Raw genomic sequence first — 20,036 nt, 5'->3', positions numbered from 1 at the left:
GCAGTGTAGCGATTTGCTCGCGGGCAATCTTGGGAAAAATGCGGTCGTCGCCCATCGGCCGGAAACGGGTCGTTTGTCCGCCGGTCCAACCTTGGGTTGCCCGGCGCCCGGCAATCTTGAATAATCCGCCAACTGAGAACTATTTGCAGATAGTCATGACTCCTGTCTCTGTTGGCCAGCCCCGCATCCTTTCCATCGAAGACGATCCCGTGCTCGGTGCCTATGTCCACGAGCACCTGGGCCGCAGCGGCTTTCAGGTGACCTGGTGCCGCGATGGCCAGGAAGGCCTGAACATCGCCAGGCGCCAGCCGTTCGATGTGGTGCTGATGGACATCCTGCTGCCGGGGCTGGACGGGCTCAACGCGCTGACCCAACTGCGCCGCAGCCATTCCACGCCGGTATTGCTGATGTCCGCCCTCGGCGCCGAAGCCGACCGCATCAGCGGCTTTCGCCTCGGCGCCGACGATTACCTGCCCAAGCCGTTCAGCATGGCCGAACTGCATGTGCGCATCGAGGCGATCCTGCGCCGGGTGGCGCTCGACCGGCGTCCGGTGCCGGTGGTCGAGCCCGTGGCGGCGGGGGCGCTGCATTTCGATGACGAACAGTGCGATGTGTTCTACCTCGACCGGCCCGCCGGGCTGACCCGCAGCGAGTTCCGCCTGCTGGAGACCCTCGACCGCAACCCCGAAGAAGTGCTGAGCAAGGCCTTCCTTTATCAGCACGTGCTGCAGCGCGGCTACGCGCCCCACGACCGCAGCCTCGACATGCACATCAGCCAGATCCGCCGCAAACTCAAGGCCGTCGGCTATGCCGAGCGCGAAGTGCGCACCGTGTGGGGCAAGGGATACGTACTGAGCGCGCTCGATGAAACCGTCTGACCTGCCGGGCCGGCACTCGCTGTTCTGGAAACTGGCCTGCCTGCTGGTGGCTTTCTGTCTGCTGATGATCTGGCTGAGCTGGTCCTGGGGCCGCTACATGGAGCAGCGCAATCAGTTCCTCTCGGACGAGGCCCGCGGCACGCTGGCCCGTTACGCGGCCGAAGCCGAGCAGGCCTGGCGGCATGGCCGGCAGGAGGGCGTCGATGCCTGGCTGCGGACCATGCGCTGGCGCGAGGCGGGTTGGGTCGGCGTGATCGGCGGCCACCTGCAGTCGCTGGGCAGCCAGCCGCTGAGCGAAGCCGAAACCCTGCGCCTGACCTTCCTGCGCGGCCCCGACTGGCCGATCCACAAGAAAGGCCTGCCTTGGCTGCGGGTGCCGTTTCCGCAGAACCCGTCCGCCGGCAGCCTGGTGATCGAGCTGCCCGAGCGTTTCGTGCCGGGGCGCTACAAGACGTTCTGGCGGGTCATCACCAACGGGGTGATTCCCGGCCTGTTCACGCTGCTGCTGTGCGTCGGCCTGTACCGTCTGCTGGTGGTGCCGCTGAACAACCTGCGCGAACAGGCCAACGCCTGGCGCGCCGACCAACTGAATGTGAGGCTGTCGAGCGGCATCACCGAGCGCCCCGACGAACTCGGCGAGCTGGCCCGGGCGTTCGACTCGATGGCCGAGCGTCTGCAGTCGACCGTGGCCCTGCAGCAGCAACTGCTGCGCGACCTGTCCCATGAGCTGCGCACGCCGCTGAGCCGCCTGCGGGTGGCCAGCGAAGGCGAGCAGGCGCTGTTGCCGTTGCGCGAACGGATCGGGCGGGAGGTCGACGTCATGCAGCGGCTGGTGGAGGACACCTTGCAGCTGGCCTGGCTCGACACCGAGCGCACGCCGCTGCCCGACGAGGCGATCCAGATCCAGGCCCTATGGGAAATGCTGACCGACAACGCCTGCTACGAAAGCGGCTGGCCGAGCGTGCGGCTGCAGTGTGCGGTGGAGGCTTCCTGTTGGGTGCGCGGCAACCTCAACGCCCTGGCCCAGGCGCTGGAAAACATTTTGCGCAACGCCATCCGCCATTCGCCGCCGGGCGGCACCGTGCGCCTCGGCGGGCAGCGCGACGGCGACCGCTGGCACCTGTGGCTGGAGGATCAGGGCGGCGGGGTGGCCGAGGCGGATCTGGAGCGGATCTTCTCGCCGTTCATCCGGCTCGACGGTTCGCGGCCCGGCGACGGCGGGTTCGGCCTGGGCCTGAGCATTGCGCGCAATGCGGTGCTGCGTCAGGGCGGCAGGCTGTGGGCCGAGAACACCGGAGCCGGGTTGCGGCTGAATCTGTCGCTGAAGGCGGATGAGGGCGGTGCATGCCCCGACGTCGCACAGGGCAGGCCCGCATCCGCAGCGGACGGGCTGCAGCCGCAGATCACCTGACGGCCCGGCGGTTTCTTCACTTATTCCCATAAGCCATAAGCACCATACTTTGCGTGATATGGCCGGCGCGGGTTTGCCGGTATGATAGGCGCCCCCGCTGTCCGGATTGCGAAAAACGCCATGACCTTGCAGTACCCAACCATCGCCGATTGCGTCGGCAACACGCCGCTGGTGCGTTTGCAGCGCCTGCCCGGCGCCACCAGCAACACCCTATTGCTCAAGCTGGAAGGCAACAACCCGGCGGGTTCGGTCAAGGATCGTCCGGCGTTGTCGATGATCACCCGTGCCGAGCTGCGCGGGCAGATCCAGCCCGGCGACACGCTCATCGAAGCGACCTCGGGCAACACCGGGATCGCCCTGGCGATGGCCGCTGCGATCAAGGGCTACAAGATGATCCTGATCATGCCGGACAACTCCACCGCCGAGCGCAAGGCCGCCATGACCGCCTACGGCGCCGAGCTGATCCTGGTCACCCAGGAAGAGGGCATGGAAGGCGCCCGCGACCTGGCCCAGCGGATGGAGGCCGAAGGCCGCGGCAAGGTGCTCGACCAGTTCGCCAACGGCGACAACCCCGAAGCGCACTACGCCACCACCGGCCCGGAGATCTGGCGGCAGACCCAGGGCACCATCACCCATTTCGTCAGTTCCATGGGCACCACCGGCACCATCATGGGCGTGTCGCGCTACCTCAAGGAACAGAGCGACAACGTGCAGATCATCGGCCTGCAGCCGATGGAAGGCTCGGCCATTCCCGGCATCCGCCGCTGGCCGCAGGAATACCTGCCGAAGATCTACCAGGCCGACCGCGTCGACCGCATCGTCGACATGGCGCAAAGCGAAGCCGAGGACGTCACCCGTCGCCTGGCCCGCGAAGAAGGCATCTTCTGCGGCGTGTCCTCCGGCGGTGCGGTGGCGGCGATGCTGCGCCTGTCCAAGGAGGTCGAGAACGCGGTGATCGTCGCGATCATCTGCGACCGCGGCGACCGCTACCTGTCGACCGGCCTGTTCGACGCGCCCAACTGATGGCCAAGCAAGCAAGAGGCCTGCGCTTCCAGCCCACCGGCGGCAGCAAGGCCCCGCAAATCCCGACCGGCAAGAAGCAGCGCCTGACCATCGAGCGCCTGGCCAATGACGGTCGCGGCATCGCGTTCTTCGAAGGCCGCACCTGGTTCGTCCTCGGCGCCCTGGCGGGCGAGGAGGTCGAGGCGCGGGTGCTCGGCGCCCACGGCAAAGTGGTCGAGGCCCGTGCCGAGCGCGTCATCAAGGCCAGCGAGCTGCGTCGTCCTGCGCCTTGCCAGCATGCAGGCACCTGCGGCGGCTGCAGCGTGCAGCATCTGCCCCACGGCGAACAGCTTGCCCTGAAACAGCGCATGCTGGCCGAGCAGCTGTCGCGGGTCGCCGGTGTCGAGCCCCAGGAATGGGCGGCGCCGCTGACCGGCCCCGAATTCGGCTACCGGCGCCGCGCCCGGGTGGCGGTGCGCTGGGACGCCAAGGCGAAGCGCCTGGACGTGGGCTTTCGCGCCGCGGGCAGCCAGGACATCGTCGCGATCAGCGAATGTCCGGTGCTGGTACAGCCCTTGCAGCCGATCATGAGCCGGTTGCCGCAGATGCTCCGCCGCTTGGGCAAGCCTCAGGCGCTGGGGCATGTGGAACTGTTCAGCGGCTCGTCGCTGGCGGTGCTGCTGCGGCACACGGCGCCGCTGTCGGACGCGGACCTTTCGGTCCTCAAGGATTTCTGCGCGTTCCATGAGGCGCAGCTGTGGCTGCACGGCGAAGGCGAGCCGCAGCCGGCGGACCCTGCGCAGTCCCTGGGCTATCGCCTGGAGACGTGGGGGCTGGAGCTGGCCTGGCGGCCGGGCGATTTCATCCAGGTCAACGCCGGCGTCAACGAAGCGATGGTCGCCCAGGCGCTGGAGTGGCTCAAGCCCACGGGCGATGAGCGTGTGCTCGACCTGTTCTGCGGCCTGGGCAACTTCGCCTTGCCGCTGGCCAAGGCCGTGCGCGAGGTGGTGGCGGTCGAAGGCGTGCAGACGATGGTCGACCGCGCGGCGGAGAACGCCGCCAGCAACAATTTGCATAACACAAAGTTTTTTCAGGCCGATTTATCCCAGCCTTTGACCGATGCCGAATGGATCGGAAACGGCTTTTCTGCGGTACTCTTGGACCCACCCCGTGACGGTGCTTTCGAGGTGGTGCGCAAGCTGGCGACCCTGGGTGCCCAACGGCTGGTGTACGTGTCGTGCAACCCTGCAACTCTGGCGCGCGACACGGTCGAATTGATCAAGCAGGGCTACCGGTTAAAACGTGCCGGGATTCTCGATATGTTTCCTCAGACGGCGCATGTCGAGGCCATGGCGTTATTTGAAGCGGGCTAGGATGGCCCGTCTGATCCGTCTGGTCCGCCCGGACAGCGCTCGTCCCAGCCCCGCGAGCGCGAACGGGCAATGAAGGTCAGCGATTTGACGCATTGAATCTGCGTCGTAGGGAAGGTAAAGCAAGATGGTACAGGTGAGAGCACACCAGCCGATCAACACCGACGGCAGTATCAATCTCGAGGCTTGGCTCGATCATGCGGTCAGCGTCGATCTGGCGCTGGATCGCGAAGCCTTGAAGGAGGCCTGCGAATACGCCCGTCAGGCCGAGCAGCAATCCAAAGCGGCGAACAACCTGTGGACCGAGGGCAGCGGCAGCTTCAGCACCGGCCTCGAGATCGCCGAGATCCTGGCCGACCTCAAGCTGGACCAGGATTCGCTGGTGGCCGCCGTGCTGTACCGCGGCGTGCGCGAAGGCCAGATCGAGCTCGCGGCGGTCAGCCAGCGGTTCGGCCCGGTGGTCGCCAAGCTGATCGACGGCGTGCAGCGCATGGCGGCGATCAGCGCCAGCCTCAGCCCCCGCCAGTCCATGGTGCTGGGCACCCAGGGCCAGGTCGAGAACCTGCGCAAGATGCTGGTGGCGATGGTCGACGACGTGCGCGTCGCGCTGATCAAGCTGGCCGAGCGCACCTGCGCGATCCGGGCGGTGAAGACCGCCGACGACGAGAAGCGCAACCGGGTCGCCCGGGAGGTGTTCGACATCTATGCGCCGCTGGCGCACCGGCTCGGCATCGGTCACATCAAGTGGGAGCTGGAGGACCTGTCCTTCCGTTACCTCGAACCCGACCAGTACAAACAGATCGCCAAGCTTTTGCACGAGCGGCGGCTCGACCGCGAGCGCTTCATCAGCGACGTGATGACCCAGCTCAAGAACGAGCTGCAGGCCACCGGCGTCGAGGCCGACATCAGCGGCCGGGCCAAGCACATCTATTCGATCTGGCGAAAGATGCAGCGCAAGGGCCTGGAGTTCAGCCAGATCTACGACGTGCGCGCCGTGCGCGTGCTGGTGCCGGAGATGCGCGACTGCTACACCGCGCTCGGCATCGTCCACACCCTGTGGCGGCACATCCCCAAAGAATTCGACGACTACATCGCCAACCCGAAGGAGAACGGCTACCGCTCGCTGCACACCGCCGTGATCGGCCCGGAAGGCAAGGTGCTGGAGGTGCAGATCCGCACCCACGCCATGCACGAGGAGGCCGAGCTCGGCGTCTGCGCGCACTGGCGCTACAAGGGCACCGACGTCAAGTCCGGCTCCAACCACTACGAAGAGAAGATCTCCTGGCTGCGTCAGGTGCTCGAGTGGCATGAAGAGCTGGGCGACATCGGCGGCCTGGCCGAACAGCTGCGGGTCGACATCGAGCCGGACCGGGTCTACATCTTCACCCCGGACGGCCACGCCATCGACCTGCCCAAGGGCGCGACGCCGCTGGACTTCGCCTACCGCGTGCACACCGAGATCGGCCACAACTGCCGCGGCGCCAAGATCAACGGGCGGATCGTGCCGCTCAACTACAGCCTGCAGACCGGCGAGCAGGTCGAGATCATCACCAGCAAGCACGGCACCCCGAGCCGCGACTGGCTGAACCAGAACCTGGGGTACGTCACCACGTCCCGGGCCCGGGCGAAGATCGTGCACTGGTTCAAGCTGCAGGCCCGCGACCAGAACGTCGCGGCCGGCAAGACCCTGCTCGAGCGCGAGCTCACCCGCCTCGGCCTGCCGGCGGTGGACTTCGACAAGCTGGCCGACAAGGCCAACATGAAGACCGCCGACGACCTGTTCGCGGCCCTCGGCGCCGGCGACCTGCGCCTGGCGCAACTGGTCAACCTGGCGCAGCAGTTGGTTGAACCGGAGCGCGGCAACGAGCAGTTGGAGCTGATTCCGCGCAAGGCCGCCGGCTACAAGCCTGGCAAGCGCGGCGACATCCAGATCCAGGGCGTCGGCAACCTGATGACGCAGATGGCCGGCTGCTGCCAGCCGTTGCCGGGCGACGCGATCGTCGGCTACATCACCCAGGGCCGCGGCGTGAGCATCCACCGCCAGGACTGCGCCTCGGTGCTGCAGTTGGCCGGCCGCGAGCCGGAGCGGATCATCCAGGTCAGCTGGGGGCCGGTGCCGGTGCTCACCTACCCGGTGGACATCATCATCCGTGCCTACGACCGTTCCGGGCTGCTGCGCGACGTTTCCCAGGTGCTGCTCAACGAGCGCATCAACGTGCTGGCGGTCAACACCCGCTCGAACAAGGAGGACAACACCGCACTGATGTCCCTCACCATCGAGATTCCGGGGCTGGACGCGCTGGGGCGGTTGCTGGGGCGGATTTCCCAGTTGCCGAACATCATCGAGACGCGGCGCAACCGTACGCCTTGAGGATCAACGGCGGGAGCGGGCTTGTCCGCTCCTGCACGGGTTTTGTGGTGAGACATACATGACGTACAGCCTGGAAGACCTGCTGCACCTGATGAACCGTCTGCGCGATCCGCAGTACGGCTGCCCGTGGGACATCAAGCAGACCTACGCGACCATCGTCCCGCACACCCTGGAGGAGGCCTACGAGGTCGCCGACGCCATCGAGCGCGGTGATTTCGACCACTTGCAGGGCGAGTTGGGCGATCTGCTGTTCCAGGTGGTGTACTACAGCCAGCTGGCCCGGGAGGAGGGGCGGTTCGAGTTCGCCGGTGTGGTCGACAGCATCACCCGCAAACTGGTGCGCCGCCATCCGCACGTGTTTCCCACCGGCGACCTGTATGCGCCGCTGGATGTGCCGCGGCTGAACGAAGAACAGGTCAAGGAGCGCTGGGAAGAGATCAAGGCCGAAGAGCGTGCCGAGAAATCCGCCGAGCCGCAGCAACTGTCGCTGCTCGACGATGTGCCTGCCGCGCTGCCGGCCCTGTCGCGTTCGGCCAAGCTGCAGAAGCGCGCCGGGCAGGTCGGTTTCGACTGGCCGGACGCCTTGCCGGTGTTGGACAAGGTGCGCGAAGAGCTCGATGAAGTGCTCGAGGCCATGTCCGAAAACGACCCGGCGGCGGTGGCCGACGAGATCGGCGATCTGCTGTTCTCGGTGGTCAACCTGGCCCGGCACCTGAAGGTCGATCCGGAAACCGCGCTGCGTGGCGCCAACGGCAAGTTCGAGCGGCGTTTCCGTTTTATCGAACAGGCATTGCGCGACACCCGTCGTCCCATGGAAGATTGCACCCTCGAAGAGTTGGACGCCTTGTGGGGCGAAGCCAAACGACAGGAAAAGAATGCGCCCGGCTGCGGCTGAGCAATTTGCCCAAGTGAGTAAGCACCATGAGTATTTCCCTTCGCGACCAGTTGCTCAAGGCAGGGCTGGTCAACCAAAAGCAGGTCAAGCAAGTCAGTAAGGACAAGCAAAAGCAGCAACGCCTGGCCCACAAGGGGCAAATCGAGCTGGACGACTCGCAGCAGCGCGCGGCCCAGGAGGCCCAGGCCGAGAAGGTCAAGCGCGACCAGGAGCTGAACCGCCAGCAGCAGGAAAAGGCCGAGGCCAAGGCCCGCGCCGCGCAGATCAAGCAGTTGATCGAGGTGTCGCGCCTGCCGAAGCTGAACACCGAGGACTACTACAACTTCGTCGACGACAAGAAGGTCAAGCGCCTCTCGGTCAACACGCTGATGCGCAACAAGCTCAGCAGCGGCTCGCTGGCGATCGTGCACCATGCCGGCGGCTACGAAGTGATCCCGCGCGAGGCCGCCCTGAAGATCCAGGAGCGTGATCCGCAGCGCATCGTGCAGATGAACGAGAAGACCGAAGAGGTCACGGACGAGGACGATCCGTACGCGGCCTATCAGATCCCTGACGATCTGATGTGGTAAGCCCTGTGGCGAGGGAGCTTGCTCCCGCTGGCTGCGCAGCAGCCCCTTGTTGAGGCCTGCTGCGCAGTCCAGCGGGAGCAAGCTCCCTCGCCACGGCCGTTTTCAGCCCTGTTCGCGCTGGCGCTCCAGGAGCTCCAGTTCGGCCTTGTAATTGTGGGCGTCGGTTTCGTTGTGGAACATCCCGACCAGCAAGTCCTGTTGATGCACATCCCAGATCCGCACACCGGCGGCCACGCCTTCATGGGACATGTGTGAATCGTCGCGTTCAGTCACTTTTACAGTCATCTGCTAGCTCCAATCTCTGTTATCTGCAGCAAGGCATGTGCAGGACTCTTTTATAGAGTTTGTTAGCTTGCTAAGTAAACGTTCGATTTCTGCAATGTACCCTTGCGGATTTCGCAACAGTGCTGGAGCCCGCGAGATACGCGACATTCAGTCGCAGGGCGGGAAGTTGCATGACAGATGTTTCATGTTGGCGGGGCGTTGCGCCGCCCTTTGCGGGAACCGTTGTGCCTGGGCGGGCGCGCAGCGGGGGGCGTTTCTCCAGGCGAAAAAAAACGCCCCGAACCGGTCGGGGCGTTTTCATGTACGGCTCAGCAGCGTGAAATCACTTGCCGGTCCAGCGCTTGAGCACCAGGGTGGCGTTGGTGCCGCCGAAGCCGAAGCTGTTGCTCATCACGGTGTCGATCTTGGCGTTCTCGCGGGTCTGGGTCAGCACCGGCAGGTCGGCCACTTCCGGATCCAGCTCGTCGATGTTGGCGGAGCCGGCGATGAAGTTGCCTTCCATCATCAGCATGCAGTAGATCGCTTCGTGAACGCCGGCGGCGCCCAGGGAGTGACCCGACAGGCTCTTAGTGGAGCTGATGGCCGGCGCCTTGTCACCGAAGACTTCACGCACGCCCTTCATTTCCGCGACGTCGCCGACCGGGGTCGAAGTGCCGTGGGTGTTCAGGTAGTCGATCGGGGTGTCGACGGTGGACAGCGCCTGCTGCATGCAGCGGATCGCGCCTTCGCCGCTCGGGGCCACCATGTCGTAGCCGTCGGAGGTCGCGCCGTAGCCGACGATTTCCGCGTAGATCTTCGCGCCGCGGGCCAGGGCGTGCTCCAGCTCCTCGACCACGACCATGCCGCCGCCGCCGGCGATGACGAAGCCGTCACGGTCGGCGTCGTAGGCGCGGGAGGCCTTTTCCGGAGTGTCGTTGCGCTTGCTGGACAGGGCGCCCATGGCGTCGAACAGGAACGACTGGCTCCAGTGCTCTTCTTCGCCGCCGCCGGCGAAGACGATGTCCTGCTTGCCCATCTGGATCTGTTCCATCGCGGTGCCGATGCAGTGGGCGCTGGTGGCGCAGGCGGAGGCGATGGAGTAGTTCAGGCCCTTGATCTTGAACGGAGTGGCCAGGCAGGCGGACACGGTGCTGCTCATGGTGCGGGTCACGCGGTACGGGCCGACGCGCTTGACGCCTTTCTCGCGCAGGATGTCCAGCGCTTCCATCTGGTTCAGGGTGGAGGCGCCGCCGGAGCCGGCGATCAGGCCGGTGCGCGGGTTGGACACCTGCTCTTCGGTCAGGCCGGAGTCCTTGATCGCATCAGCCATCGCCAGGTAGGCGTAGGCGGCCGCATGGCCGACGAAACGGTAGACCTTGCGGTCGATCAGTTCTTCGAGGTTGAGGTCGATGGAGCCGGAAACCTGGCTACGCAGACCCATTTCGGCGTATTCCGGGTTGAACCGGATGCCAGGGCGGCTTGCACGCAGGTTGGCGGAGACGGTCTCTTTGTCATTGCCCAGGCAAGAAACGATGCCCAGACCAGTGATAACGACGCGGCGCATGCGGATAACCCTTAGAAGTTGTCAGTGGAGGTGAACACGCCGACCCGGAGGCCTTCGGCGGTGTAGATTTCGCGACCGTCGACGCTGACCGAACCATCGGCGATGGCCATGTTCAGCTTGCCCTTGAGGACGCGCTTGATATGAATGTTATAGGTGACTTTGCTGGCGGTCGGCAGCACTTGGCCGAAGAACTTCACTTCGCCCGAACCCAGCGCACGGCCGCGGCCCGGCAGGCCTTGCCAGCCCAGGAAGAAGCCGACCAGTTGCCACATGGCGTCCAGGCCCAGGCAGCCCGGCATCACCGGATCGCCTTCGAAATGGCAGGCGAAGAACCACAGGTCAGGGGTGATGTCCAGCTCGGCGACCAATTCACCTTTGCCGTACTTGCCGCCTTCCTCGCAGATGTGGGTGATGCGGTCCACCATCAGCATGTTCGGGGCGGGCAGTTGCGCGTTACCTGGGCCGAACAGCTCACCGCGACTGCAGCGCAGCAGGTCTTCCCGGGTAAAGGCGTTTTGTTTGGTCATGCGAGCTCCTCAATAGTCCCATGCGGCAGGTGGGGCGAATCTTCCCGGCCGACCGAAGCGTTCATGCCTCGATCCGGCAGCCTACTCATAGACTATTGCGTTGTGGTGAAAGTCACAGCACCAAGGACATGAATGTACACTTGTGCACTGAAATTTTTATTCAAGCCCCTTTTGAGGCCCGTTCGGGAGCCTAAGACTGCCGCACTTTCGCTTTTCACGCCAGTCGCAGATGGTTGAAAGGCTGTCCCCTACTGCACCCAGCGCTGCATGATCTGCTGCAAGTCGTTGCGTTTGAACGGCTTGGCCAGATAGTCGTTCATCCCCGCCGACAGGCAGTTTTCCCGGTCGCCCTGCAAGGCGTTGGCGGTCAGTGCGATGATCGGCACGTCATTGCAGGCGGGCAGGCGGCGGATCTGGCGCGTCGCCTCGTAGCCGTCGATGACCGGCAGCCGGCAGTCCATCAGGATCGCCTCGAAACGCTGTCCGTCGGCGCAGCGCACCGCCTGGGCGCCGTCGGCGGCGATGCTGACGGCAAAGCCCAGGCTGCGCAGCATCGCTTCGATCACGGTCTGGTTGACCGGATTGTCCTCCACCAACAGCACCTTGCGCCCTTCGCCGTGGCCGTCGCCTGCGGGGAGCCGCGGCGCGCTCGGGGTCGGCAACGTCTGCTTATATATGGCCAGGGGGATTTCCAGCGTAAACACCGAGCCGCGGCCTTCTTCGCTCTGCGCCCGCAGGGTGCCGCCCATCCGCTCGGCGAGGGTGCGGGCGATCGGCAGGCCCAGCCCCGTCCCGCCGTAGCGCCGGGAGATCGAACTGTCGGCCTGCTGGAACGCGTTGAACATCAGTTCCAGGCTTTGCGCGCTGATGCCGATGCCGCTGTCGCGCACCGAGCAGGTGAACCAGAGCAGTTCATGATCCAGCGACTGCCACTGCGCCTCGATGCTGACGCGGCCCTGTTCCGTGAACTTCAGCGCGTTGCCCACCAGATTGACCAGTATCTGCCGGATCCGCGTCGGGTCGCCTTGCACCTGCAGGCCGCGCATGTCGTCGGGGATCCGCAGTTGCAGGCTCAGGCCACGCTGCATGGCGCTGTGCTGGAACGACTGGGCGCAGGCGGCGATCACGTCCGCCAGGTTGAACGGGATGTGCTCCAGCTCCAGTTCCGAACGCTCGATGCGCGAGAAGTCCAGGATGTCGTTGATGACCTTGAGCAGGTGTTCGGTGGACTCGGACGCCAGGGCGGCGTACTCGATCTGCTCCTCGGTCATGTCCGTGGTCTCCAGCAACTGCAGCATGCCCAGGACGCCGTTCATGGGCGTGCGCAGCTCATGGCTCATCATCGCCAGGAAGTCCGATTTGGCGTTGTTGGCCTTTTCCGCCTCTTCGCGGGTCTGGATCAGTTGCGCCATCGCCTGGTGCTGTTCGCGGCTGGCCTGTTCCAAGGCCTGGGCCAGGTTGTTGATGTGCTGCGACAAGGCGCCGAGCTCAGTGTCGTCGACGATCGGCAGCGGGGTCTTGAAGTCGCCGTCCTGGATGGCCCGGACCGCGTGGCCGATGTCGCGGATCGGCTGCGACAGGCTGCCGGCCAGCCGCCGCGCCAGGACGAAGGTGAAGAGCAGGGCGAACAGCGCGAGGATGCCGGCCTTGAGCAGGATCTCCTGTTGGCGCTGACTGAAGGCGTCGCTGGACAGGCCGACGATCACCCGGCCGAGATAGTCCTCGCCGGCGCCGTTCTTGGCCGGGCGGCTGTCCTGGAAAAAGTCATTGTGCAGCGCGATCCGCTGGAGCCTGACCGGCGCCTGGAACACCTCGACCTGATGCGGGCGGCTGTGGGCGTTCGCCGCTTGCTCAACGTAGGCCAGCACCCGGTTGGCGCTGTCCTGCACCTCCAGGAACCGCACGTTGGGCGTGGCCAGGGTGGCCTTGAGCAGGCTTTCCAGCACTTCGTTGTTGCCGGAGATCACCCCGTATTCGGTGGCCGGGGCCAGTTGGTTGGCGATCAGCTGGCCGGTGCGGGTGAGCTCCTGGCGCAGGTCCTGGATGCGCACGAAGGTGAAAAAGGTGATCAGGAGCAAAGTCAGCAGCAGCGCAGGGCCCAGGCTGATCAGTTGGGTGCGGGTGTTGATGTCCCAGCGGCGGCGGAAAATCATGGGTGGCGCTCTCCTTCGGCCAGCGCTTTGGCGATTGCGTCCTCGTCCGGCGGTTCGATACCTAGAGAACGAGCCACCTGGGCATTGCTTGAGACCTTGAAGCGTTCGGGGTAGAGCGTCCGGGGCCAGTTTGCCGGTGGACGGTCGAGCAGTTCGTCGAGAATGGCCAGCCAGTCGCTCTGGTCGCTGTAGCTGCTGGCCAGGCTGCCGGCCCGCACGAAGGCGGCATTGGGGCCGATCAGCGCCAGTTGCCGGGAATAGCTGCTGAGCAGCAGGTTCTTCACGGTTTTGGGGTTGTACAGATCCGGGTCGTCGAGCCCCAGCAGGACATCGCTGCCCTTGAGCAGCGATTGCAGCGGACGGCTGTCACGGGTGTTGTCCCAGCGCTCGCCGACGATTTCCAGGTTCAGCGCCCGGGCGGCCAGGTGCAGCTCCTGCAGGAGAAATTCGCTGTGCCGGTCGAAGAGCACGCCGACCCTGCGGGCCTGGGGGAGGATGCGCCGGATCAGCTGCAATTGGCGGCCGGGCATCGGATCGCTCCACAGCAGGCTCAGGTGCGACGGCGGCTGGGCGTCGCCGAAGCGTTGCCGGGCTTGCAGGCGGCTGATGCGCAGCACCAGGGTGGCCGGGCCCGGGGCCTCTTGCAGGCGCCAGTCGAGGCTCGGCAGGTCCAGCAGGATCAGGCGCAGGCTGGCCGGCAGCTTGCCCGGCGCCGGCAGGCTGGCCAACGGCTGGAAGCGCACGCGGTCGGTGGGGCGCAGCTCGCTCAGGGCCTGGACGAAGGATTGCACCCCCGGACTTTCCTCGGCGCCGGTCAGCAGGATGTCGGCCGCCTGCACGGCCATGCCGTGCAGCCACGCTGTCAGGAACAGGCAGAGTCCGGCCAGCCAGTGGCCGACGCCCGGTATCTTCCGTGACAGGGGCAGGCGCATCTTAGAACTCCAGCTCCGCGCTGAAGTACATCGTCCGGCGTTCGTCGTAGTTGTTGTCGACGAACGTGGTCGGCTCATGGTCCAGGCGCTGCTGCAGCACGCCGGCCAGTTGCAGTTGGGCCTTGCCCAGGGGAATGCGCTTGGCGATGCGCGTATCGACCCGCTCGAAGCGGTAGCCGTTGAGCGCATTGTCGCCATAGTAGAAGAGGGCGCTGCTCCAGCCCTGGCCCCAGTCGCGCAGCCACCCGGCGGAACCGCTGTTGCGCGCGGTGAACTGCTGGTCCTGCGGGTTGCTGGCCTGCGCGTCGACGAAGGCATAGGTCAGGCGCAACCGGTCGGCGGCGCTCAGGCGCCAGTCGGCCTGGGTCTCGGTGCCGCGGAAGCGGGCGCTGTTGGCGTTGCTGGCGATGAACTGATTGTTGCGCAGCGGTTCGCTGATCATGCCGGTGATTTCGTCGTAGAACAGCTTCACGTCCAGGGCCAGGCCGAGCTCGGCGAAAAAGCCGTTGTAGCCCAGTTCCCGCGAGCGCATGCGTTCCTGGTCGAGGTCGCCGGGGCCGCGGGTCTTGACGAAGTAGCGGGCCGAGGACTGGCCGTAGGCGTAGGGCCGCAGGCCCGACACCTGATAGCTCCAGTTGACGTTGTTCTCGAACATGCCCGGCGAGCGGATGGCTTCCGAGTACACCGCGCGCAGGCCGTGGCGCGGGTTGATCAGATAGTTGACCGCGAACCTCGGCGTCAGCGAGCTGCCGATCAAACGGGTGTCTTCGAACATCGCGCCGCCCTGCAACAGCCAGTGTTCGCCGGCGCGCCACTCCAGTTGGCCGAACGTGCGCCAGGTGGTGTCGTCCAGCGTCCCGTTGAAATAGGTTTCGGAGTCGGCCCGGTCATAACGGTAGTTCATGCCGCTGACCAGGCGCAGGCTGTCGGACAGGCTGAGGGTGTCCTGCAGTTCGAGGTCGTAGCGCGATTCGCGGATGCTCTGGTCGATGTCGCCGCATACGGTGCGGCTGGCCCCGTTGCGCCACTGATCCAGCACCTGGTTGGCCAGCGCCATCTCGCCGGGCTTGCCGGGCGGTGCGCCGGGGCCGGTGAAGCGGTTCATGTTGCGCGCCAGCAGTTCGGTGTAGTTGGGGTTGAGCTTCCACAGTTCGGTCAGTTGCGGGCTGAACGACACTTCGGCGTCGCAGGCGCGCCAGGTCTGCTGGCGGTCCCAGTGCTGCGCCGAGCCCTGCACATAGAGGCTGTGGTCGGGATTGACGTCGAGGTTCCAGCGCACCGATCCGGCGTAGTCCTTGGCGATCACGTCGGAATCGTTGCCGGCGGCGGTGATGCCGTAGAACACCGGACGGTAGGTGTAGGGGCGCTGGTTGGTGCCGTCCTTGGCGTTGATCTGCCAGTCGAGGCTCTGATCGTCGCTGAGCGTGTGGCTGACCGCCAGGCTGAAGCGGTCCAGACGCCGGCTGTCGCGGTACTCGGCGCCGGTATGGTCTTCGTCGAAGCCGTCGTCCTGCTGGCCGGACAGCGACAGGCGCAGGTTGCCGCCGTTCCAGCCGGTGCCTTGGCTGGCGTAGTAGTCGTTGATGCCGCGCTGGCCGCGGCTGACCTTAATGCGCGTGCCGTGGCTGTCCGCCGGGTTGCGCGTGATGATGTTGACCACCGCCATCAGCGCGTTGGCGCCGTAGCTGACGGTGTTGGGGCCGCGGAACACCTCGATGCGTTCGATGTCTTCCATGGCCACCGGGATGTCGCTCCAGTCCACCGTGGCCAGGCCGGCGCGGTACACCGAGCGGCCGTCGATCAGCACCTGCATGCGCCGCGCCTGGGTGGCGTTGGTGCCGTGGTAGTTGACGGCGGCCTGGTTGCCGCTGATGTTGCCGACCATCATGCCCGGCACCAGGCGCAGCAGTTCGCTGATGTCCCGGGCGCCGCTGGCGTTGATCAGTTCGCTGTCGAGCACGGTCATGCTGCCGGGCACTTCGGCCGGCGACTGTTTCAGGCGGGTGGCGGTCAGGATCTGCGGCAGGGCCTCGCTGTCCAGAAACAGGTCGTCCGCCAGCACTGCCGGGCTGAACAGCAGCGCCAGCAGCAGGGAGGAACGTGTGGAAGATGGGCCAAAAGACACGAGACAGCCTTGATAGCGAATAAGTGGCGCGCATGTTAACCGAGCGCGGTGACTTTTCCATTCACGATGCAGGCATTTTCCTCGGTTTTATTGGTCTTCTTCCTACATGCAGCGGTAATTGTTGCCGGGGCTGTCCCGGCGGGGGCCGCCCCGTATAATGCCGCCATCGCCACTGGTATGGATTGACGGATTACATATGACTGAACAGCGCCCGATCGCGGTCCTGGGAGGCGGAAGTTTCGGTACCGCCGTGGCCAATCTGTTGGCCGAGAACGGCCATCAAGTCCGGCAGTGGATGCGTGACCCCGAGCAGGCCGAGGCCATCCGGGTCAACCGCGAGAACCCGCGTTACCTCAAAGGCATCAAGATCCTGCCGCAGGTGACCGCGGTCACCGACCTGCAAGAGACCCTCGACGCCTGCGAGCTGTGCTTTGTCGCGCTGCCCTCCAGTGCGCTGCGCACCGTGCTGGCCAGCCACGCCGAGCGCCTGCGGGGCAAGATGCTGGTCAGCCTGACCAAGGGCATCGAAGCCCACACCTTCAAGCTGATGAGCCAGATCCTCGAAGAGATCGCCCCGCAGGCGCGCATCGGCGTGCTGTCCGGGCCGAACCTGGCGCGGGAGATCGCCGAACATGCGCTCACCGCCACGGTGGTCGCCAGCGAGGACGAAGACCTGTGCCGCCAGGTGCAGGCCGCGCTGCACGGGCGCACCTTCCGCGTCTACGCCAGTGCCGACCGTTTCGGCGTGGAGCTGGGCGGGGCGCTGAAGAACGTCTACGCGATCATCGCCGGCATGGCGGTGGCGATGGACATGGGCGAAAACACCAAGAGCATGCTGATCACCCGCGCCCTGGCCGAGATGACCCGGTTCGCGGTGAACCAGGGCGCCAACCCGATGACCTTCCTCGGTCTGGCCGGGGTGGGTGACCTGATCGTCACCTGTTCGTCGCCCAAGAGCCGCAACTATCAGGTCGGCTTCGCCCTGGGCCAGGGGCTGAGCCTGGACGAGGCGGTCTCGCGCCTGGGCGAGGTGGCCGAAGGCGTAAACACGCTCAAGGTGCTCAAGGCCAAGGCGCAGGAGACCGGCGTGTACATGCCGCTGGTCGCCGGGCTGCACGCGATTCTGTTCGAGGGGCGCACGCTGGAGCAGGTCATCGGCCTGTTGATGCGGGGCGAGCCGAAGACCGATGTCGATTTCATTTCCACCAGTGGTTTCAACTGAGTCAGCAGGGGACGAGACATGAACGATCCGAAAAACGAAGCAGGCTACGAATCCATCCTCCTGCGGGTGCTGTGGATGATCGTGTACGCGCTGGTCTGGCAGGTGGCGCAATTCATCCTCGGGGCCGTGGTGCTGGTGCAACTGATCTATCGTTTGATCTACGGCGCCCCGAGCGCCGGGCTGATGAACTTCGGCGACAGCCTGAGCCAGTTCCTGGCCCAGATCGGCCGCTTCGGCAGTTTCCACAGCGACCAGAAGCCCTGGCCGTTCGCCGACTGGCCGGCGCCGCGCACCCCGGAAGGCGAAGCGCCGCACACCGTTGCGCCGGCTGCGCCCCCGGTTCGAGATGAGGAACCCAAGCTATGAAACTCTGGGTATTGCGTCACGGCGAGGCCGAGCCTTATGGCTCGCGCGCCGATTCCGAGCGGGAACTGACCGCCCATGGCCGCAAGGAAGTGCTGAGCAGCGCGGCCAGGCTGATGGGCCAACCGCTGACGGCGATCTACGCCAGCCCTTATCTGCGGGCGCAGCAGACGGCGCAGCTGGTGCGCGAGGCGCTCGGCTTCGAGCCGGAGATCCGCACGGTGGAGTGGCTGACCCCGGAAACCGATCCGGACAAGGTCGCCGAGCAACTGGTGTCGGTCAGCAATGTCTTGCTGGTCAGCCACAATCCGCTGGTGGGGCACCTGTTGAGCTACCTGCAGCACGGCGCCGGCCACCCGCCGGAGAAGGTCAGCACCGCCGGACTGGCCGAGCTTGAGCACAGCGAACTGCTGATCGGCTCGATGACGCTCAACAGCCTCAAGCATCCCTGAATCGCGGGTGCCCGCGATGGCGCCGAGTCAGTTGCCCAAGAGGTTAATGACGCAACGCCATCGCCAGCAGGCTGGCTCCCACATTGTTTGCGGCGCTCGCACATTCTGAATTCACCCCGGAACCCTGTGGGAGCCAGCCTGCTGGCGATGGCGTCAGACGGCGCACCGCAGTGCGGGATTGCCTTGAAATGATTTGTGCGAAATTTCCAACCAAGCACTTGCTTGGTTGGCTACGCTTGCTCCTGACCCAAAACCAGGAGCGAGTCCCATGCCTGCCCCTTTCCGTTTGCCGCTGGACGTGTTCTACGAGCGCGAGGCCCGTCATCCCCGCCAACGCTTCCTGGTGCAGCCTGTCGGCGGCGGGCAGGTCGAGACCCTGACCTGGGCCGACGTCGGCCACCAGGCCCGCTGCGCCGCGCACTGGCTGCGCGCCCGCGAACTGCCTCAAGGCAGCCACATCGCCCTGATCTCGAAGAACTGCGCCCACTGGATCATCGCTGACCTGGCGATCTGGATGGCCGGACACGTGTCGGTGCCGCTCTATCCGAACCTCACCGCCGAGTCGGCAGGCCAGGTGCTGCGCCATTCGGACAGCGCGCTGGCGTTCATCGGCAAACTGGACGACTGGCCGGCGATGTCGGCCGGCGTGCCCGAGGACCTGCCGACCGTCAGCCTGCCGCTGCACCCGCCGGGCGCCTTCGACTTCAGTTGGGATGACCTGCAGCGCAGTTCGCCGATCCAGGACGATCCGCGTCCCGACGCCGATCAGCTGGCGACCATCATCTACACCTCCGGCACCACCGGCCTGCCCAAAGGCGTGATGCACAGCTTCGGCAACCTCGGTTTCGCCACCACCCGCGGCACGCAGCTGTTCGGCCTGGGCGAGAGCGACCGGCTGCTGTCCTACCTGCCGCTGTGCCATGTCGCCGAGCGCATGTTCGTCGAACTGGCGGCGGTCTACACCGGCCAGACCGTTTTCTTCGCCGAAAGCCTCGACACGTTCCTCACCGACCTGCAGCGGGCGCGGCCCACGGCGATGTTCGGCGTGCCGCGGATCTGGACCAAGTTTCAGATGGGCGTCTACGGCAAGATCCCGGCCAAACGACTGGACTTCCTGCTGGGGCTGCCCCTCATCGGCAAGCGGATCGGGCACAAGGTGCTGGCCGGTCTGGGGCTGGACGCCTTGCGCGTGGCGCTGTCCGGCGCGGCGCCCGTGCCCCAGGCCTTGCTCGACTGGTATCAGAAGCTGGGCCTGGATGTGCTGGAGGTCTACGGCATGACCGAGAGCTGCGGCTATTCGCACATCTGCCTGCCCGGCGAATACCGGCAGGGCTGGATCGGCAAGCCTTGCCCGGACGTCGAGGTGCGCATCGACGCGTCCGGCGAAGTGCTGGTGCGCAGCCGGGCGAACATGCTCGGCTACTACAAGGATCCGCAGAAGACCGCCGAGACCCTGACCGACGACGGCTTCCTGCGCACCGGCGACAAGGGCGAGCAGGATGCCGAGGGGCGTCTGCGCCTGACCGGGCGGCTGAAGGAAATCTTCAAGACCAGCAAGGGCAAGTACGTGGCGCCGGCGCCCATCGAAAACCGTCTGGCGGTGCATTCGCGGATCGAGCAGGTGTGCGTGGTGGGGGACGGCCTGATCGCGCCGCTGGGGCTGTGCGTGCTGTCGCTCGCCGGCCGGGACGAGGGCCGCGCCGGGCTGCATTCGAGCCTGGAAAGGCTGCTGGAGGAGGTCAACGCCGCCCTCGACAAGCATGAGCGCCTGCATCGGCTGGTGGTGGTCAAGGACACGTGGGCGGTGGAGAACGGCTTCCTGACGCCGACCCTGAAAATCAAGCGCAACGTCATCGAGGACGCCTACGGGGCGAGCTTCGCGCAATGGAGCGAGCGCAGCGAGGCGGTGCTGTGGCAGGATTGAGCGACGAACAAAAC

The 20,036-nt window shown here is 65.7% G+C and carries 17 protein-coding genes; 11 read left to right on the top strand and 6 right to left on the bottom strand.

Annotated features, from left to right (window positions below; genetic code table 11):
- The first annotated feature begins 155 nt into the window (after window positions 1-155).
- From ACIP0B_RS12580 to ACIP0B_RS12550, 7 genes are all read left to right on the top strand, one after another.
- Entirely contained in the window at window positions 156-878 is a 723-nt protein-coding gene (locus ACIP0B_RS12580; RefSeq protein WP_400832251.1) for a response regulator transcription factor, read from the top strand.
- On the top strand, window positions 865-2,289 hold the full coding sequence (locus ACIP0B_RS12575; protein WP_400832250.1) for a histidine kinase sensor domain-containing protein: 1,425 nt from the start codon (window positions 865-867) through the stop codon (window positions 2,287-2,289). The genes ACIP0B_RS12580 and ACIP0B_RS12575 overlap by 14 nt, the downstream gene beginning before the upstream one ends.
- A gap of 120 nt (window positions 2,290-2,409) precedes the next feature.
- On the top strand, window positions 2,410-3,312 hold the full coding sequence (cysM, locus tag ACIP0B_RS12570) for a cysteine synthase CysM (protein ID WP_400832249.1): 903 nt from the start codon (window positions 2,410-2,412) through the stop codon (window positions 3,310-3,312).
- The gene (gene rlmD / locus ACIP0B_RS12565; RefSeq protein ID WP_400832247.1) at window positions 3,312-4,664 is read left to right on the top strand and encodes a 23S rRNA (uracil(1939)-C(5))-methyltransferase RlmD; all 1,353 of its coding nucleotides are present in this window, start codon (window positions 3,312-3,314) and stop codon (window positions 4,662-4,664) included. The genes cysM and rlmD overlap by 1 nt, the downstream gene beginning before the upstream one ends.
- 124 nt (window positions 4,665-4,788) lie before the next feature.
- A complete protein-coding gene (gene relA / locus ACIP0B_RS12560) occupies window positions 4,789-7,032 on the top strand; it encodes a GTP diphosphokinase (RefSeq protein WP_400832246.1) in 2,244 nt (747 codons plus the stop codon).
- Window positions 7,033-7,090: 58 nt separating this feature from the next.
- Window positions 7,091-7,927, top strand: a complete 837-nt coding sequence (gene mazG / locus ACIP0B_RS12555; protein WP_085636695.1) for a nucleoside triphosphate pyrophosphohydrolase — start codon at window positions 7,091-7,093, stop codon at window positions 7,925-7,927.
- Between the two features lie 26 nt (window positions 7,928-7,953).
- The gene (locus tag ACIP0B_RS12550) at window positions 7,954-8,496 is read left to right on the top strand and encodes a DUF2058 domain-containing protein (RefSeq protein WP_085578175.1); all 543 of its coding nucleotides are present in this window, start codon (window positions 7,954-7,956) and stop codon (window positions 8,494-8,496) included.
- 102 nt (window positions 8,497-8,598) lie between these two features.
- On the opposite strand, the gene ACIP0B_RS12545 is transcribed toward ACIP0B_RS12550, so the two are convergent.
- From ACIP0B_RS12545 to ACIP0B_RS12520, 6 genes are all read right to left on the bottom strand, one after another.
- Complete coding sequence (locus tag ACIP0B_RS12545; protein ID WP_400832245.1) at window positions 8,599-8,781, bottom strand: hypothetical protein; 183 nt, start codon at window positions 8,779-8,781, stop codon at window positions 8,599-8,601.
- 322 nt (window positions 8,782-9,103) lie between these two features.
- A complete protein-coding gene (fabB, locus tag ACIP0B_RS12540; RefSeq protein WP_085578173.1) occupies window positions 9,104-10,324 on the bottom strand; it encodes a beta-ketoacyl-ACP synthase I in 1,221 nt (406 codons plus the stop codon).
- Window positions 10,325-10,335: 11 nt separating this feature from the next.
- On the bottom strand, window positions 10,336-10,851 hold the full coding sequence (gene fabA, locus ACIP0B_RS12535; RefSeq protein ID WP_085578172.1) for a 3-hydroxyacyl-[acyl-carrier-protein] dehydratase FabA: 516 nt from the start codon (window positions 10,849-10,851) through the stop codon (window positions 10,336-10,338).
- Window positions 10,852-11,099: 248 nt separating this feature from the next.
- Window positions 11,100-13,004 (bottom strand): ATP-binding protein, encoded by a 1,905-nt coding sequence (locus ACIP0B_RS12530; RefSeq protein WP_400832243.1) that lies wholly within the window; start codon window positions 13,002-13,004, stop codon window positions 11,100-11,102.
- The gene (locus tag ACIP0B_RS12525) at window positions 13,001-13,936 is read right to left on the bottom strand and encodes an ABC transporter substrate-binding protein (protein ID WP_400832242.1); all 936 of its coding nucleotides are present in this window, start codon (window positions 13,934-13,936) and stop codon (window positions 13,001-13,003) included. Before ACIP0B_RS12525 ends, ACIP0B_RS12530 begins: the two co-directional genes overlap by 4 nt.
- A gap of 1 nt (window position 13,937) precedes the next feature.
- Window positions 13,938-16,061, bottom strand: a complete 2,124-nt coding sequence (locus ACIP0B_RS12520) for a TonB-dependent receptor plug domain-containing protein (protein WP_400832240.1) — start codon at window positions 16,059-16,061, stop codon at window positions 13,938-13,940.
- A gap of 196 nt (window positions 16,062-16,257) precedes the next feature.
- Between ACIP0B_RS12520 and ACIP0B_RS12515 the strand changes: the two genes are divergently transcribed.
- The 4 genes from ACIP0B_RS12515 to ACIP0B_RS12500 all read left to right on the top strand — a co-directional run bounded on the left by ACIP0B_RS12515 (window position 16,258) and on the right by ACIP0B_RS12500 (window position 20,022).
- Window positions 16,258-17,283: an NAD(P)H-dependent glycerol-3-phosphate dehydrogenase gene (locus ACIP0B_RS12515; RefSeq protein ID WP_400832239.1), complete on the top strand. Its 1,026-nt coding sequence runs from the start codon at window positions 16,258-16,260 to the stop codon at window positions 17,281-17,283.
- A gap of 18 nt (window positions 17,284-17,301) precedes the next feature.
- A complete protein-coding gene (locus ACIP0B_RS12510) occupies window positions 17,302-17,649 on the top strand; it encodes a DUF4389 domain-containing protein (RefSeq protein ID WP_400832237.1) in 348 nt (115 codons plus the stop codon).
- On the top strand, window positions 17,646-18,098 hold the full coding sequence (sixA, locus tag ACIP0B_RS12505; RefSeq protein ID WP_217890987.1) for a phosphohistidine phosphatase SixA: 453 nt from the start codon (window positions 17,646-17,648) through the stop codon (window positions 18,096-18,098). The genes ACIP0B_RS12510 and sixA overlap by 4 nt, the downstream gene beginning before the upstream one ends.
- 268 nt (window positions 18,099-18,366) lie before the next feature.
- Window positions 18,367-20,022, top strand: a complete 1,656-nt coding sequence (locus ACIP0B_RS12500; protein ID WP_400832236.1) for an AMP-binding protein — start codon at window positions 18,367-18,369, stop codon at window positions 20,020-20,022.
- Window positions 20,023-20,036 lie beyond the last annotated feature (14 nt).

Origin of the sequence: Pseudomonas sp. NPDC089534 (assembly GCF_044749305.1) — a bacterium.
Classification (GTDB): Bacteria; Pseudomonadota; Gammaproteobacteria; order Pseudomonadales; family Pseudomonadaceae; genus Aquipseudomonas; species Aquipseudomonas ekonensis.
This window is presented reverse-complemented; position numbering and strand designations above follow the sequence as displayed.